Source organism: Mycobacterium sp. ST-F2, from assembly GCF_001905655.1.
GTDB lineage: Bacteria > Actinomycetota > Actinomycetes > Mycobacteriales > Mycobacteriaceae > Mycobacterium.
Map to the genome: position 1 here is coordinate 51,317 of NZ_JMHT01000006.1, position 15,150 is coordinate 66,466.

Annotated in this window: 14 protein-coding genes; 6 read left to right on the top strand and 8 right to left on the bottom strand. The window is 68.6% G+C overall.

The genetic code is table 11. The features are described from left to right. The first annotated feature begins 98 nt into the window (after nt 1-98). The 3 genes from EB75_RS03100 to EB75_RS03110 all read left to right on the top strand — a co-directional run bounded on the left by EB75_RS03100 (nt 99) and on the right by EB75_RS03110 (nt 2,482). On the top strand, nt 99-329 hold the full coding sequence (locus tag EB75_RS03100) for a hypothetical protein (RefSeq protein ID WP_073694018.1): 231 nt from the start codon (nt 99-101) through the stop codon (nt 327-329). 126 nt (nt 330-455) lie between these two features. After that, nucleotides 456-1,673: an acyl-CoA dehydrogenase family protein gene (locus tag EB75_RS03105; protein ID WP_168175974.1), complete on the top strand. Its 1,218-nt coding sequence runs from the start codon at nt 456-458 to the stop codon at nt 1,671-1,673. Beyond that, nucleotides 1,673-2,482, top strand: a complete 810-nt coding sequence (locus EB75_RS03110; protein ID WP_073694020.1) for a tyrosine-protein phosphatase — start codon at nt 1,673-1,675, stop codon at nt 2,480-2,482. The genes EB75_RS03105 and EB75_RS03110 overlap by 1 nt, the downstream gene beginning before the upstream one ends. A gap of 70 nt (nt 2,483-2,552) precedes the next feature. On the opposite strand, the gene EB75_RS03115 is transcribed toward EB75_RS03110, so the two are convergent. From EB75_RS03115 to EB75_RS03140, 6 genes are all read right to left on the bottom strand, one after another. Next, nucleotides 2,553-3,032, bottom strand: coding sequence for a DUF456 domain-containing protein (locus EB75_RS03115; protein WP_073694021.1), 480 nt, complete (start codon nt 3,030-3,032; stop codon nt 2,553-2,555). Further along, on the bottom strand, nt 3,033-4,004 hold the full coding sequence (locus EB75_RS03120) for an NADPH:quinone oxidoreductase family protein (RefSeq protein WP_073694022.1): 972 nt from the start codon (nt 4,002-4,004) through the stop codon (nt 3,033-3,035). Nucleotides 4,005-4,007: 3 nt separating this feature from the next. Continuing rightward, nucleotides 4,008-4,871 carry an SDR family oxidoreductase gene (locus EB75_RS03125; RefSeq protein ID WP_073694023.1) on the bottom strand — a complete coding sequence of 288 codons (864 nt, stop codon included), beginning with the start codon at nt 4,869-4,871 and terminating at the stop codon, nt 4,008-4,010. 110 nt (nt 4,872-4,981) lie between these two features. Continuing rightward, nucleotides 4,982-6,391, bottom strand: a complete 1,410-nt coding sequence (locus EB75_RS03130; RefSeq protein WP_073694024.1) for an aldehyde dehydrogenase family protein — start codon at nt 6,389-6,391, stop codon at nt 4,982-4,984. An 81-nt stretch (nt 6,392-6,472) separates the two neighbouring features. Continuing rightward, nucleotides 6,473-7,405 carry a class I SAM-dependent methyltransferase gene (locus EB75_RS03135; protein WP_073694025.1) on the bottom strand — a complete coding sequence of 311 codons (933 nt, stop codon included), beginning with the start codon at nt 7,403-7,405 and terminating at the stop codon, nt 6,473-6,475. A 27-nt stretch (nt 7,406-7,432) separates the two neighbouring features. Next, nucleotides 7,433-8,068, bottom strand: coding sequence for a TetR/AcrR family transcriptional regulator (locus EB75_RS03140; protein ID WP_020099981.1), 636 nt, complete (start codon nt 8,066-8,068; stop codon nt 7,433-7,435). Nucleotides 8,069-8,325: 257 nt separating this feature from the next. Between EB75_RS03140 and EB75_RS03145 the strand changes: the two genes are divergently transcribed. Further along, entirely contained in the window at nt 8,326-10,500 is a 2,175-nt protein-coding gene (locus EB75_RS03145; protein ID WP_073694108.1) for an FUSC family protein, read from the top strand. Here EB75_RS03145 and EB75_RS03150 read toward each other — a convergent pair whose 3' ends face one another. Continuing rightward, nucleotides 10,501-11,475 (bottom strand): pirin family protein, encoded by a 975-nt coding sequence (locus EB75_RS03150; RefSeq protein ID WP_073694026.1) that lies wholly within the window; start codon nt 11,473-11,475, stop codon nt 10,501-10,503. 64 nt (nt 11,476-11,539) lie between these two features. Beyond that, the gene (gene ptsP, locus EB75_RS03155) at nt 11,540-13,279 is read right to left on the bottom strand and encodes a phosphoenolpyruvate--protein phosphotransferase (protein ID WP_073694027.1); all 1,740 of its coding nucleotides are present in this window, start codon (nt 13,277-13,279) and stop codon (nt 11,540-11,542) included. Nucleotides 13,280-13,381: 102 nt separating this feature from the next. On the opposite strand from ptsP, the gene EB75_RS03160 reads away from it, so the two are divergent. Both EB75_RS03160 and pfkB read left to right on the top strand, forming a co-directional pair. Further along, nucleotides 13,382-14,161, top strand: coding sequence for a DeoR/GlpR family DNA-binding transcription regulator (locus tag EB75_RS03160; RefSeq protein ID WP_073694028.1), 780 nt, complete (start codon nt 13,382-13,384; stop codon nt 14,159-14,161). Next, nucleotides 14,158-15,135: a 1-phosphofructokinase gene (gene pfkB, locus EB75_RS03165; protein WP_073694029.1), complete on the top strand. Its 978-nt coding sequence runs from the start codon at nt 14,158-14,160 to the stop codon at nt 15,133-15,135. Before EB75_RS03160 ends, pfkB begins: the two co-directional genes overlap by 4 nt. The last annotated feature ends 15 nt before the right edge of the window (nt 15,136-15,150 follow it).

Below are 15,150 nucleotides of genomic sequence, written 5' to 3' on the forward strand. Positions count from 1 at the left end.
ACCCGATACCCGCCGCGCCCGCGTCGCGGCATTCTTGAGTCATCACCGGAACACACCGGAGCAAGACACCAAAAGCCCACTGACACAGGAGAATTGACATGAACATCTCAGCCCGCACCCTCGGCCTCTCGGTCATCGCCGCCGGCGTTCTCGGCGGCTCGGCACTCGGCCTGGCCGGCGTCGCCGGCGCCACGACCCTCGGCCCCGACGTCCGTCCGCCGTACGTGGTCGCCACGCCGTCCATCACCGCTCCCCCGGCCGGCATGCCGCTGCCCGGCGCCATCTGGCACCACGGCATCTACCGTGTGGCCGCACTGCAGGGCCGCTGACCGCCCCGAACCCGGATTCCCTCCCCGAAGTCGTCGCGGGGAGGGAATCCGCTGTCGTGGACCGGACGTCGACCGCCCGTCACATCGTTAGACAAGTGGCATATCGTGGCGGGCATGGACTTCGCGTTGTCGGCAAAGGCGCAGGATTACCGGGACAGGCTCACCGAGTTCATGACGGAGCTCGTACTGCCGGCCGAGGCCTCCTACCACGCCTATCGCGAGGAGAAGGGCCCGAAAGACCACACGGTGCCGCCGGTGGTCGAGGAGCTCAAGATCGAAGCGCGCAAGCGCGGCCTGTGGAACCTGTTCCTGCCGTCGGAGTCGGGGCTGACCAACCTGGAGTACGCCCCGCTGGCCGAGATCTCCGGGTGGAGTATGGAGATCGCGCCAGAAGCCATCAACTGCGCCGCCCCTGATACCGGCAACATGGAGACGCTGCACCTGTTCGCCAACGAGCAGCAGCGCAAGCAGTGGCTCGATCCTCTGCTGAACGGCGAGATCCGCAGCGCTTTCGCCATGACCGAGCCCGCCGTCGCCTCGTCCGACGCCCGCAACATCGAGACGACGATGCTGCGCGACGGTGGCGATTACGTCATCAACGGCCGCAAGTGGTGGATCACCGGCGCCGCCGACCCGCGCTGCAAAATCCTGATCGTCATGGGCCGCACCAACCCCGACGCGGCATCGCACCAGCAGCAGTCGATGATCCTGGTGCCGGTCGATACGCCCGGCGTCGACATCCAGCGCTCACTGCCGGTGTTCGGGTGGCAGGACCAGCACGGCCATTGCGAGATCGTCTTCGACAACGTCAGGGTGCCGGCCGAGAACCTGCTGCACGAAGAGGGCTCCGGTTTCGCCATCGCGCAGGCGCGGCTGGGACCGGGACGCATCCACCACTGCATGCGCGCCCTCGGCGCCGCCGAACGGGCCCTGGCGCTGATGATCGACCGGGTGCAGACGCGCGTGGCGTTCGGCAAGCCGCTGGCCGAGCAGGGCGTGGTACGCGAGTCGATTGCCAAGTCCCGCAACGCGATAGATCAAGCCAGGCTCTTATGCGAGAAGGCCGCGTGGACCATCGACCAGCAGGGCAACAAGGCCGCTCATGTGCTGGTGTCGCAGATCAAGTCGGTGGCCCCGCAGGTGGCGTGCGACGTCATCGACCGCGCCATCCAGGTACACGGCGCCGCCGGTATCTGCGACGACGTCCCGCTGGCCCGGCTCTACGCCTGGCACCGCGCGATGCGGCTGTTCGACGGTCCCGACGAGGTGCACATGCGCACCATCGCGCGCGCCGAACTCGGCCGCGAGAAGTCGGCACTGGCGGCCGCGGCGTTGGGCCACTGATGCGGTCGACGGGTTTGGAACTCGCCGGTGCCTGGAACTTCCGCGATGTCGCCGAAGAGACGGGCATTGTCCCCGGCCGGTTGTTCCGCTCCAGCGAGCTCAGCGCATTGGCCGAAGAAGGTCGTAAAGCGTTGCAGCGCTACGGCATCAGCGACGTCGCGGACCTCCGATCCCTGCGCGAGGTCGAGCGCCGGGGTCCCGGTCAGGTGCCCGACGGCGTCGCGATCCACCTGTTGCCGTTCCACGAGCTCGCCGCCGCCGGGACCGACGACGCCGAAGCGCCGCACGAGAACGCGTTCGAGAAGATGATGACCGAGAAGCCCGCCGACGAAGACGTCGCAGCGGCCGCGGGTCGATTCATGGTCGAGGAGTACCGCCGCTTCCCCACCCTGCCCGGCGCACATCTTGCGGTGCGCCAGGTCATTTCGATGCTCGCCGAATCCCGGCCGGTGATCGCCCACTGCTTCGCCGGCAAGGATCGCACCGGCTTCACGGTGGCGACGGTGCTCGGTGCCGTGGGCATCGAGCGCGACGCGATCCTGACGGACTTCCTGCGCAGCAACGACGCGGTCCCCCAGCTGCGCGAGGGCATCCTGGAGACCATCCGGACCCGGGCCGGGCAGACCGCCGAAGTCGTCACGTTCGCCGAGGCCCGGCTGACCGAAGAGGTGCTCGGCGTCCGCGAGGAGTACCTGGACGCGGCGCTGGGTGTCGTGGAGTCCGAGTACGGTTCGCTGTCGAATTACCTTGCGGCCATTGGTGTTACCGATGACCAGCTGACGCGACTGCGGAGCGTGCTGCGGGGCTGAAGTGTGCGTTGACTGTGCATCTACGCACACCTCTACTCGGACTCTATCTGCGTAGGCGCACCGTCAACGGCTAGGCGAATACCCCGACCACCCAGGCAACGGTCGCCAACAGCGCGGCCGTCAGCTCCACTCCCATCGCCAGCGCGACGCCCTTCATGGCGTGCTTGGTCGATGTCCACGCCCGGTTCGGGTCCCGCAGCGCCGAGTACTCCGACAGGTAGACCCCCAGCACGAAGCCGATGGCCAGCCCCAGGACCGGGATCACGAAAAACCCGATGACACCGAGGATTCCGCCGATGATCAGGCTGCGGGTGGCCACGTCGGCCTGCCGCATCCGGCGCACCGGCCAGACATACTTGATCACCTCACCGGCCACGAACAACGCCGTGGCGATGCCGAGCACCACCCAGGACGTCGCGGTGTGGACGACAACCGCCCACACCGCGATCGCCAGGAACACGAGCAACCCACCAGGCAGCACCGGTACCACGATGCCGACCAGGCCGATCGCGATGACCAGTGCCACGAGCACCGTTCCCAAGGTGTTCACTTACGGCTCCAGGACTGCCTTGCCGTGAATCTTGCCGTCTGCCAACGCCTGAAGCGCTTCAGCGCCAGAGGCCAACGGGAAACGCACGGGCTCCGGTGGCCGCAACCCGCCGTCAACCAGCTTGGCCAGGCCCGCCCCGATTTCCGTGGCCGAACCGGGCACCTGGCGGATGAATTCGCCGTACCCAACACCCACCACGCTGACGTTGCGCAGCAGCAGCCGGTTCACCTTGACCGACGGGATGCCCTGTCCGGCAGCGAAACCCAGCACCAGCAGCCGGCCCTCGGGGGCCAGTACCCGGATCGCGTCATCGAAAGCATCACCGCCGACCGGGTCGACCACCAGGTCCACTCCCCGACCGTCAGTGGCCGCCAGCGCGGCCTCGCGCCAGCCATCGGTCAGCGGCAGCACCACGTCAGCGCCGACAGATGCCACGAAATCCATCGCTTCGACGCGGTGCACCATGGCAACCACCTTGGCGCCCATGGCCTTTGCGATCTGAATGGCCGCCACCCCGATGCCGCCGGCAGAGCCGAGCACCAGCACCGTCTCCCCCGCCAGCAGCCGGCCGCGGCGGGCCAGTGCGAAGTACATGGTGTAGTAGTTGCCCAGTAGGCAGACGGCCTCCGCATCGTCCAAGGCAGCGGGCGTCGGGATCACCGAATCCGGCAGCGCCAGCGCCCGTTCGGCGTAGCCGCCCATCATGGTGAAGGCCGAAACTCGTTGACCGGCAACGAAACCAGAGCTCTCCGGCGCCGACCGGACAGTGCCGGCCACTTCCATGCCCGGCGTGAACCCCGGCGGCAGCTTGAGCTGGTACTCGCCGCGGATCAGCAGCAGGTCGGGAAAGCAGACGCCGGCCGCACCGACATCGATGACCACCGCATTCCCCGAAGGGTCCGCGGCGTCATCGATATCGGTGTAAGCAAGGCCCGAGGGGCCGGTCAGCGTCTGCGCGACAAGCGCTTTCACCTATCAGCCCAGTGCGAACGACGCGGCCTTGGCGGCCGACAGGTCGGTGATCTCGCCCCACTTGGCGGCCACCTCGTCGACGGTGGGCACGTGGTCAAAGGTGACACCGTCGTTCTGGAACAGCGCGGTGCGCTGCACCTTGCCACCGCCGACGATGAAGATCGAGCCCGTCTCCGGCAGCTCTTCACTGCACAACTGCGTCACGACCGGCGCCACGTACTCCGGCGACAGCTTCGCGAAGACCTCCGGCGGCACGATGTCCTCGGTCATGCGGGTCGCGGCGATCGGCGCGACGGCATTGAGCTTGATGTTGTACTTGGCGCCTTCCTGGGCCAGGGTGTTGATCAGGCCGACCAGACCCAGCTTGGCTGCGCTGTAGTTGGCCTGACCGAAGTTGCCGAACAGGCCACTGGTGGAGGTGGCGACCACGACGCGGCCGTAGGCGTTCTCGCGGAAGTGCGGCCACGCGGCACGGATGACGTTGTAGCCGCCGTACAGGTGCACCTTGAGCACGATGTCCCACTGCTCGGCGGTCATCTTGTGGAAGGTGCCGTCGCGCAGGATGCCCGCGTTGGACACCACGCCGTCGATCTTGCCGAACGCCTCGATCGCGGTCTTGACGATGTTCTCGGCGCCCTCGGCCTCGGCCACCGAGTCGTAGTTGGCGACAGCGCGGCCACCGGCGGCCTTGATCTCCTCGACGACATGGTCGGCCATGTTGTGGCCGGCGCCGGTGCCATCCCGGGCGCCGCCCAGGTCGTTGACCACGACGCAGGCGCCTTCGCGGGCCAGCGTCAGCGCGTATTCACGTCCCAGGCCGCCTCCGGCTCCGGTGACGGCAATGACGCGATCCTGCACTCCGGGCATGGGTTTCCTCTCATGGAACAGAAAATCGGACAGCCCGCCCCATCCATTTTCGGGTGGGCCACCCCTTGTGTATACGGCGACCGATCAGCCGCCGCATCGTCGGGTCGGGTCTAGAAGAACTTGCGGGCCAGCTTCCACGCCTTGTCGGTGTACGGCGGGTAGATGAGCTTGCCGAGGTCGGGACGGGTCGGCTTGGTCATCACCGACTTGCAGTGGCTGAACTCCAGGAAGCCGTACTTGCCGTGGTAGGCACCCATCCCCGAGGGACCCACTCCACCGAACGGCAGCTTGGAGGTGGCCACGTGGAAGATCAGGTGGTTGACCAGCATGCCGCCGGACGGCACCTCACGGATGACCCGCTCACGGGTGGTCTTGCTCTTCGTGAAGAGGTAAGCCGCCAGCGGCTTCGGTCGGGCATTGACGAATTCGATTGCCGCGCCCAGGGATTCGACGGTGACCACAGGCAGGATCGGACCGAAGATCTCCTCGCACATCAACGGTCCGTCGAGCGGCGGGTCGACGACGACGGTCGGCTGGATGGTCAGGGCGCGGGCGTCGGCGTTGCCGCCGATGACCGTCTCGCCGCCGGTGTTCAGGTAGCCGGTCAGCCGGTTGAACTGGCGCTCGTTGACGATCGGCATGCCACCGGTGTCCTTGGCGCGGAACTGTTCGATGGCGTCCCGGATCTTGGTGACCAGCTGATCCCGGATCGGCGCCTCGGCCACCACGTAGTCGGGGGCGATGCAGATCTGGCCCGAGTTGATCAGCTTCGCGAAGGCGATGCGCTTGGCGGCGACGTCGATGTCGGCGTCCGCGGCGACGATCACCGGGCTCTTGCCGCCCAGTTCCAGCGTGACCGGGGTCAGATGGGGCGCTGCGGCGGCCATGATCTTCTTGCCGATCTCGGTGCCGCCGGTGAACATGATGCGGTCGAGGCCCTGTGCGATGAGTTCCTGACTGACCATGCCGTCACCTTCGACGACAGCGATTGCGTCGGTGTCCAGGTAGCGCTCGACGAGTTCCGCCATGAGCCGTGACGATGCGGGCGCGAACTCAGACGGTTTGAGGACCACGGTGTTGCCCGCGGCGAGCGCACCGACGAGCGGGCCCAGGGTGAGGAAGAACGGGAAGTTCCAGGCGCCGATGATCAGCACGGTGCCGTACGGCTCGTACTCGACCCAGCCGCGGCCGGGCAGCTGCGAGCGCTCCAAGAGGCGGTAGCGACGTTTCGCCCACTTGTGCACGTTCTTGGCAGCGTCCTTGGCCTCGGCGATGGTGCCGACGGTGTCGGTCAGCCAGGCCTCGAACGGCTTGCGGCCCAGATCGGCTTCGAGGGCCTTGGCGATGGCGGACTCGTTGTCCTCCACCGCCTGCGCCAGCGCCAACAGCTGCCGTTTGCGCCACTGCAGGTCGCGGGTTCGGCCGGTCGCGTTCGTCCGGCGCAGCCCGGCGACGATTTCCGGGATGGACGGGCCGGGTTCAATGCTCGCCCCTACTGCGGCGACGGAGTCGGTGGTCATGGCGAATGTCCTTACGTGAGCCAGGCAACACCGGAATCCTAACCAACCAGCCGGTTGGGCAGAAGGGTCAACTGCTGGGGATCAGCCTTTGCGCGCCGTCACGAACGTGGAAAACGCCTTGTCATCGGCATTATCGACCGGCACCCACCGATTCAGCCGGCGCATCTCGTCCTGCGAGGTGACCGAGGTGGACGACCAGCCGTGCGAGTCCAGCCACTCGGCCACGTCGGCGCGATCGGGGTCCTCGTACATGAGGTCCTGCACGTTCATGACCTGTCCCATGCCGAACTGGCCGGCGAGTTTGTCGAACCGGTCGCGCATCCGCTGGCGGCGCTCGGCTGCGTGCTCGCCGACGGTCTCGACCGAGATGCGGCTGCCCGGCGCACTCAGCGCGGTGATGTTCTCGAAGAGGCGGTCCTGTGCTTCGGCCGGCAGATACATCAGCAGCCCCTCCGCGAGCCAGGCGGTCGGTTGTGAATCATCAAATCCGGCGTCCTGCAACGCTTTCGGCCAGTCGTTGCGCAGGTCGATGGGCAGCTGGTGCAGTGTCGCGACGGGCGACGCGCCGTGCGCCTTCAAGGTCTGGTCCTTGTACTCCAGCACCTTCGGCTGATCGATTTCGAAGACCGTCGTGCCGGCCGGCCAGTCCAGTCGATACGCCCGCGAATCGAGCCCGGACGCCAGGATCACCACCTGGCGGATTCCGGCCGCGGCGGCGTCGTCGAAGTACGCGTCGAAGAAATGCGTGCGCACCGCCTGGTAATTGCCCATGTGCTCGAGCACCGCGGCGACCTCAGGGTCGGCGCCGGCCATCCGGTTGTTGAAATCGGAGTCGAGGATGGTCTCCCACACGCCGGTGCCGGCGCCGGCGACCAGGATCTTCGCGAACGGATCGCGGATCAGGGCGTCGTCGCGTTCGGTTTCCCCGGCGCGCGCGGCAGCCACCATCACCGCCGTCGCACCCACACTGCTAGCGATATCCCAGGTGTCGTCGTCGGAGCGCTCGCTGCCCATGTACTAGATGTACCAGCTGATGCCGGTCTATTCGGTGACCTGCCACAGCTTGTTGGCGAGCAATAGTTCGAGCCGCTCGATGACCGCGGTCAGCTCCTGATGGCTGCCGACATACCCGGCGTAGAAGCCCATGCCCCACATCACCGCGATCAGCATCTCCACCACGGTCGACACCTCGGTATCGACGGCCAACTCGCCGCGCTCGATGGCGTCGGTGACGGCCCAGGTCACGAAGTCTCGGGAGGCCACGAGCGCGTCGTGTTCCTCCTGGCGCAATTCGGGATGCCGCTGCGCCTCGAGGATCGAGGTCACCAGGAACGCCGCAGCGGACCGGTCCTCGGAGTCTGCCTGGATGGCGGCGACGAAAAACGACGACAGGCGCCGGATGAAGGTGGTCTCTTCCTCGGCCCGGCGACGGCCCGCAGCGACGACCATGGCGTTGGTCTGATCGAGGACCTCGCCGTAGAGCACACGCTTGTTCGCGAAGTAGTGGTTGATCGCTGGGCGCGTCAGATCCGCACGGATCGCAATGGCTTGGAATGTTGCTGCGTCATAACCAAGTTCACTGAAAACCTCGCGTGCGGCGCGCAGGATGCGCTCACGAGTTTCGGCCGCCTTCGCCGCGGGAGGGCGACCCGGGCCACGGGTGGCGATGTACGGCATCGTCAAATTGTGCCATAGATCTCGGCCCGACCCTGCTCGTATGCGCGGGACAGCCGTCGAAATTGCTTCTCCCAGCAAACTTGCAGATCTGTCAACAACCGATGGCTGCCCGGCGTGCGGTTCCCGGCCGCGGGCCGGCGCCGATCGGTAGCCCGACCAGGAACGACCGCCGGTGTGCCGGCGCCTGCGAAACACCGCGGCCACAGGCGTGTTGTTGCCGGCGCATGTCGACGTCAGCCAAATTAATGTTGGGCGCCATGGCGGGCGTGGTGTCGCGAGAGTCGCCGGCGTTGCGCCGGCAGCAGCTCGTCAGCCGGTTGCGCGACAAGGACCCCGAGTACGACGCCCTCCGGCGCGCGACCCGCGCAGGTGTGGTGCTCCCGGTCGTCGCGATCGTCGGACTGGCCGTCGGTACCGCCGTCGGCAGCCGGTCGCAGACGACCATGTTCGCGATCTTCGGCGCCGTCGCGCTGCTGGTGGTGGTGGATTTCCCCGGCAACCGGCCGGCGCGGGCGCTCGCCTACGCCGGGCTCGGCTTCAACGGCGCGGTCCTGATCACCCTGGGCACACTGCTGTCCCCCCATCCGTGGCTGGCGGTGCCGGCGATGTTCGCCATCGGGCTGCTCGTGACGTTCTCGGGTGTCCTCAGCGAGATCATCGCCGCCGGTCAGCGCTCCACCTTGATGACGTTCGTGCTGCCGGTCTGCACGCCGGCAGGGCCTGTCCCCGATCGACTGCTCGGCTGGGCCGTCGCCTGGGCCATTGCCGTCCCGGCCGCGCTGTTCCTGTTGCCGCCCACGCATCACGACGACCTGCGCAAGCACGCCGCACAGGTGTGCCGCCTGCTGGCCGCCCGGCTCGAGGGGTCCGCGACGGCGCAGGAGCTCTTCGATGCGATGGAGGTGCTGGGCGCCAACTTCCTCGGCGCCGACTTCCGCCCGGTCGGTCTGACCGCCGGCAGCCGCGCCCTGGTGCGAGTCGTCGACGACCTGCGCTGGCTGTGCGACCGCGCCACCGACGCCACCGGCTCCCTGCTCGCCGAGACCCGCGAGCCGGCCATCCGGGTACTGAACGACTGCGCCCGGGTGCTGAGCACGCCGCGCGCCGCAGGCCGCGATCGCTACCGCGCCGACCTGGCCGACGCCCTGACCGCGCATCGGGCCGCCACGCGCGGGCGCTACCGCGAGGACATCGAGCTGATCCGCGCCGAACCGGACGACCTGCTGGCCGTCGCGACGGGCCGAAAGCTGTTGCGGCTGCGCACTTTCTCGGCCTGTATCGGGGCGACCGGACGCGTCATCGGACTGGCGGCCGACGCCGACGCCCGGCCGGTGTGGGCCCGCGTCCTGGGTCGGCGACTGCCGGCGGCCGGGAACCTCGACCGCGTGCTGTCCGAATCCCAGGCCGTGTCAGCCATCCCGTCGGGGTTCGTCGCGACGCGAGCGGTGGTGGTACAGAACAGCCTTCGTACCGGCATCGGTCTGGCCGTTGCGGTGGCCGTCGTCCATCTGTTTCCCCTGCAGCACGGTTTCTGGATCGCCATGGCATCGCTGTCGGTACTGCGCAGCAGCGCGCTGACCACCGGGACCCGCGTGTTGCGCGCCGTTGGCGGCACCGCGATCGGATTCCTCCTGGGCACCGTGGTGATCCACCTGATCGGCGCGAACCCCGTCCTGCTGTGGTTCGTCCTGCCCATCGTGGCGTTCGGTTCGGCCTATGTGCCCGATGTGTTCTCGTTCGTGGCGGGCCAGGCGATGTTCACCATGCTGGTGCTCACCATCTACAACCTGATCAGCCCGGCCGGCTGGCGCGTCGGGCTGATCCGGCTCGAGAACGTGTTGGTGGGTGCCGCGGTGGGCATCGTGGTGTCGCTGCTGCTGTGGCCGCGCGGGTCGGCGGCGGTCGTCCAGCGCACGCTCGAAGCGGCGCGCGTCGCCGGTACCCGGTATCTGACCGCGGCCGTGCGGCGAGTGACCCGCGGCGCCTCCGAAGCTGCCACGGACCGGGTGCACGCCCTGAGCTTCGACGCGCTGACGGCCTCCCGCACCGTGGATGATGCGGTGCGCCACTTCCTTTCGGAGAGCAGCGGGGCGACAGAACTGCGGGCGCCGGTGGTCCGGGCCGCCAATCAGACGGTCCGGTTGCGGGCGGCGGCCGACCTCATCGCTGACGTCGTGCCACCGCCCCTGGCCCCGTATCGCGCCGCCCGCGAGGTCCTCGAAGCGCACACCGCGTCGATCTGCGCCCGGATCATGGGCACCGAAGACGCCGACGCCGCAGCGCGCACACCCATCAGTGACGATTTCGTGCTCGCCCTGCGCGCCGAGACCGGCGGCGGAAACTTGTCGGTCGAGGCCGCGCTGCCTCTGGTGACCGTCGCCGCCAGCCTCGGCGAGCTCGAACTCCTCTACCCGGAGACCGCGCCCGCGTGATCAGTACCCGGGGCGGTGCGGCTTCAACGCGTTCGGCGGAATGGTGCCGAACTTGCCGGACTGGAAGTCCTCGAACGCCTCGATGAGCTCCGACTTGGAGTTCATCACGAACGGGCCGTAGTGGAAGACCGGTTCCCGGATCGGCTGACCGCCGAGCAACAGCACCTCGAGCGCGGGCCGGTTGGAGTCCTGGCCCTCGTCGGCGGCGACGGTGATCCGGTCGCCCGGCCCCAGCACCGCCAACTGACCCTGGTGAATGGGATGGCCGACGGGTCCGACGCTGCCACGTCCGGACAGGATGTAGACGAGCGCGTTGAAGTTGCGGTTCCACGGCAGGTCGAGGCGTGCGCCGGGCGCAATCGTCGCGTGCGCCATGGTGATCGGCGTGTGAGTGCCGCCCGGGCCCTTGGCGTCGCCGATCTCGCCGGCGATGACGCGCACGAGCGCGCCACCGTCGTCCGACGACAACAGGGTGACGTCGGTGCCCTCGATGGCCTGGTACCTGGGGGCGGCGAACTTGTCCTTCTTGGGCAGGTTCACCCACAGCTGCAGGCCGTGGAACAGTCCGCCGCTCTCGACCAGTTCGGCCGGCGGCGTCTCGATGTGCAGGATGCCCGACCCGGCGGTCATCCACTGCGTGGCACCGTCGGTGATCAGACCGCCGCCACCATGGGAATCCTGGTGTGCGAAGCGGCCGTCGATCATGTAGGTCACCGTCTCGAACCCGCGGTGCGGGTGCCAGTCGGTGCCCCTCGGTTCACCGGGTTCGTACTCGACCTCACCCATCTGGTCCAGGTGGACGAACGGGTCGAGGTCCGCCGGGCTGACCCCGGCGAAGGCTCGGACCACCGGGAAGCCCTCGCCCTCATAGCCACGAGGGCCGGTGGTGATGGACCGCACCGGGCGTTCTGTGTCACTCGGCGCAGCGGAAGCAATACGCGGCAAGCTGATCGTGTCAGCGGTGATAGCAGGCATGTCACCTATAACCGGACTGCAGTCCGATTAATTCCGGGTGCTATGCGCATCCGATAACCGCTGCTCAGCGTGTTGCCAACGCAGCGAGCGCCGCGCTGCGGGCGTCCGCCGACGACTCGGCCGCCAGCGCCGCTTCCGCGGCCGCCCGGCACTGCTCGAGCGTCACCCCGGCGAGCGCGGCGCCGACCGCACGCACCGCGGCAGCCGCCGTCGACAGGGACGTCACGCCCAATCCGACAAGCACACACGCCAGCGCCGGATCGGCCGCGGCCTCCCCGCACACCCCGACCGGCTTGCCCTGCTCGGCACCCGCCTTGGCGGCCGTACCCACCAACGCCAGCACCGCCGGCTGCCACGGGTCGCTGAGCGTGGCCAGGTCGGCCGACATCCGGTCCGCCGCCATCGTGTACTGCGTCAGATCGTTGGTGCCGATCGACAGAAAGTCGACGTGCCGCAGAATCCGATCCGCCAACAGCGCCGCGGCGGGCACCTCGATCATCACTCCGGGCGTCAGGCCGAACGACCGTACCTGTGCCGCAAAGGCTTTCGCTTCGGCGGGCGTCGCGATCATCGGGGCCATCACCCACGGACGCTGGCCGGTGGCGTCGGCCGCGGCCGCGATGGCCTGCAGTTGGCGGGTCAGCAGCTCCGGATTGCCCTGGGCGATGCGGATGCCTCGGACCCCGAGCGCCGGATTGGCCTCATCGGCGTGCCCGGCGAAGCGCAGCGGCTTGTCCGAACCCGCGTCGAGCGTGCGCACCACCACTTTCCGGTCCGGGAATGCGGCCAGCACGTCGCCGTAAATCTGCGCCTGCTCGTCGACAGTCGGTTCGAGATCGCGGTTCAGGAAGCACAATTCGGTGCGGAACAGACCGATGCCCTCCGCAGGCGTCTGCGCCGCCGCGTGCGCCGCGGCACCGTCCTGCACGTTGGCGAGCACCGCGACCTGATGTCCGTCAGCGGTGGCACCGGGGCCGCGCCAGCTGTCGGCGAGGTCGGCCTCACGGCGCGCACGGGCCACGGCAGTGGCGGCCGACGTCGCGTCGGGCTCGATCTCCACGGTGCCGTTGGTGCCGTCCACCAGCACCATCGTTCCGGACTGCACCTGCTCGAGTCCGGCGACCGCCACGACACACGGAATGCCCAGTTGCCGGGCGATGATCGCGGTGTGGCTGGTCGGCCCGCCCAGGCTGGTCACCAACGCCACCACCAGATTCGGGTCCAGCCCGGCGGTGTCGGCGGGCGCCAGATCCTCGGCGCACAGCACCGACGGCACGTCCGGCACCGGCACGCCGGGCTCGGGCAGCCCGCGCAGTTCGGCGATCACCCGGTCCCGGATATCCCTGAGGTCCGCGACGCGTTCGGCCATGAGTCCGCCCATGCGCGTGAACATCTCGACGAACTGGTCCGCCGTCGCGACGACCGCACGCACCGCGGTCATGCCGTCGGCGATGCGCTTGTCCGTCGCCGACGCCCAGGCGCGGTCCTGCGCAAGGGTCGCGGTGGTGGCCAGTACCTCGGCAGCGGCTCCGGTGGCTCGCGCGGCGCGGCTGCGAAGCCGGTCCGCGACCGTCACCGAGGCTGCCGCGAAGCGCTCCCGCTCCCCCGGCCGCTCCGGCTCTCCCAGTTCAGCGGCGATGCCGTCGGCGTCCGGCTTCGGTCGCGCCCCGGGCCACAGCACCGGCGCGTACCGCACTCCGCCGACGGCGGGAACCCCGTGCAGCACCACAGGTGCACCGCTGGGCGAACGATCGGTTTCCACGTCGACCACCAAAGGCGACGGGCTCACAGATGTCTGGCTCATGTGATGTAGATTACTCCGAACCGTTGACAAGTCAACACATCCAAGCGTAAAACAAACAATACAAAGATCGAATCGGATGCGTTCCCACACCACTGGAGGGTCATGTACGCGGAAGAACGGCAGCAAGCCATCGCCGCGCGAGTCCTCGCCGACGGTCGCGCCTCCGTCAACGAACTCGCCGAGACCTACGACGTCACCACCGAAACCGTGCGCCGGGACCTCGACGTCCTCGACAAGGCCGGCGTCATCCGGCGGGTGCACGGGGGAGCGGTGCCCGCCCGCACCCTGCACCTCGTCGAGCAGGGTGTCGTCCAGCGCGACTCCACCCAGACCCAGCAGAAGGCCGCGATCGCGGCGGCAGCCGCCGCCCTGCTGCCCGCCACCGGCGGAACGGTGCTGATCGACGCCGGCACCACCACCGCGCGCATCGCCGACCTCATCCCCACCGACCGCGACCTCGTCGTCATCACGAACTCCATCCCGGCGGCCGCGAAGCTGACGTCCAGCCCGACGGTGTCCCTGCAGTTGCTGGGCGGCCGCGTCCGCAGCCTCACCCAGGCCGTGGTGGGGGAGCAGGCCCTGCGGACACTCGACTCCCTGCGTGTCGATGTCGCCTTCCTCGGCACCAACGGCATCAGCGTCCGGCACGGTTTCTCCACTCCGGACAGCGACGAGGCCGCCATCAAGCGCGCAATGGTCCACTGCGCCAACCACGTTGTCGTGACGGCGGATTCGAGCAAGTTCGGCCGGGAAGACCTGGTCAGTTTCGCGCCACTGTCGGCCGTGCGAACCGTCGTCACCGACACCGAGATCCGCGCCCACGAGCGTCAACAACTCATCGACGCCGGCGTCGACGTCATCTGTGCTGAGGCCGGCGCATGATCGTCACCGTCACCCTGAACCCGAGCCTCGACCGCACCCTGTCGCTCGACGAGCCGCTGACCAGGGGAGCGGTACACCGCCTCACGCCCGTCTCCACCGAGCCGGGAGGCAAGGGCGTCAACGTATCTCGCGCGCTGACCCAGAACGGTGTGGACACCGTCGCACTGCTGCCGGCCGCCGACCACGATCCGATCCTGGCGGGGCTGACGGCCCGCGGCGTGCGGTTCCACAACATCGCCATCCCGGGCGTCGTCCGCAGCAACCTGACCATCACCGAAAAAGACGGCACCACAACCAAACTCAACGAACCAGGGGCACATCTGAACGCCGCCGCGCTGGCAGCCCTGACCGCGGTCGTCTGCGACCGCGCAGCGGAAGCCACCTGGGTGGTGCTGTCCGGGTCGCTGCCGCCCGGGGTTCCCGACGACTGGTACGCCGACGTCGCAGCCCGGCTGGCGGCACTGCCGTGCCGCGTCGCGGTGGACACCTCCGAGCGTCCGCTCACCGCCCTGGCCGAAGCCTTCGCCACCGCCGCCCCTGACCTCATCAAGCCCAACTCCGAGGAACTGGCCTGGCTGACCGGCCGTTCCGCGCAGGAACTGGAAGACGCCGCCGCGCAAGGTGATCCACTGCCCGTCGTAGCCGCCGCCCGTCAGCTCGTCGACCGCGGGGCCGGCACCGTGCTCGTCACGCTCGGCGGCGCGGGCGCCGTCCTGGTCGACCGGGACGGGACGTGGGCGGCCACGGCGCCGTCGATCGTGCCGCGCAGCACCGTCGGCGCCGGTGACGCGTCGCTGGCCGGATACCTCGCCGCCACCATCGCCGGCGCCGCGCCGGAGCAGCGGCTCCAGACCGCCGTCGCGTACGGCAGCGCTGCTGCCTCGTTGCCGGGTTCCGCACTGCCCAGCCCGGACCAGATCGACGTGAAAGCTGTTCAGGTTCAGGCTGTCACGTCCGCCTCCGCCCACCTCTGATCCGCCCGATCCAAA

Coding starts and splice junctions, on each gene's coding strand:
- ptsP (WP_073694027.1), bottom strand. CDS start 13,279: ATGAGCCAGACATCTGTGAGCCCGTCGCCTTTGGTGGTCGACGTGGAA.
- EB75_RS03130 (WP_073694024.1), bottom strand. CDS start 6,391: ATGACCACCGACTCCGTCGCCGCAGTAGGGGCGAGCATTGAACCCGGC.
- EB75_RS03110 (WP_073694020.1), top strand. CDS start 1,673: ATGCGGTCGACGGGTTTGGAACTCGCCGGTGCCTGGAACTTCCGCGAT.
- EB75_RS03160 (WP_073694028.1), top strand. CDS start 13,382: ATGTACGCGGAAGAACGGCAGCAAGCCATCGCCGCGCGAGTCCTCGCC.
- EB75_RS03145 (WP_073694108.1), top strand. CDS start 8,326: ATGGCGGGCGTGGTGTCGCGAGAGTCGCCGGCGTTGCGCCGGCAGCAG.
- EB75_RS03100 (WP_073694018.1), top strand. CDS start 99: ATGAACATCTCAGCCCGCACCCTCGGCCTCTCGGTCATCGCCGCCGGC.
- EB75_RS03140 (WP_020099981.1), bottom strand. CDS start 8,068: ATGCCGTACATCGCCACCCGTGGCCCGGGTCGCCCTCCCGCGGCGAAG.
- EB75_RS03125 (WP_073694023.1), bottom strand. CDS start 4,871: ATGCCCGGAGTGCAGGATCGCGTCATTGCCGTCACCGGAGCCGGAGGC.
- EB75_RS03135 (WP_073694025.1), bottom strand. CDS start 7,405: ATGGGCAGCGAGCGCTCCGACGACGACACCTGGGATATCGCTAGCAGT.
- EB75_RS03150 (WP_073694026.1), bottom strand. CDS start 11,475: ATGCCTGCTATCACCGCTGACACGATCAGCTTGCCGCGTATTGCTTCC.
- pfkB (WP_073694029.1), top strand. CDS start 14,158: ATGATCGTCACCGTCACCCTGAACCCGAGCCTCGACCGCACCCTGTCG.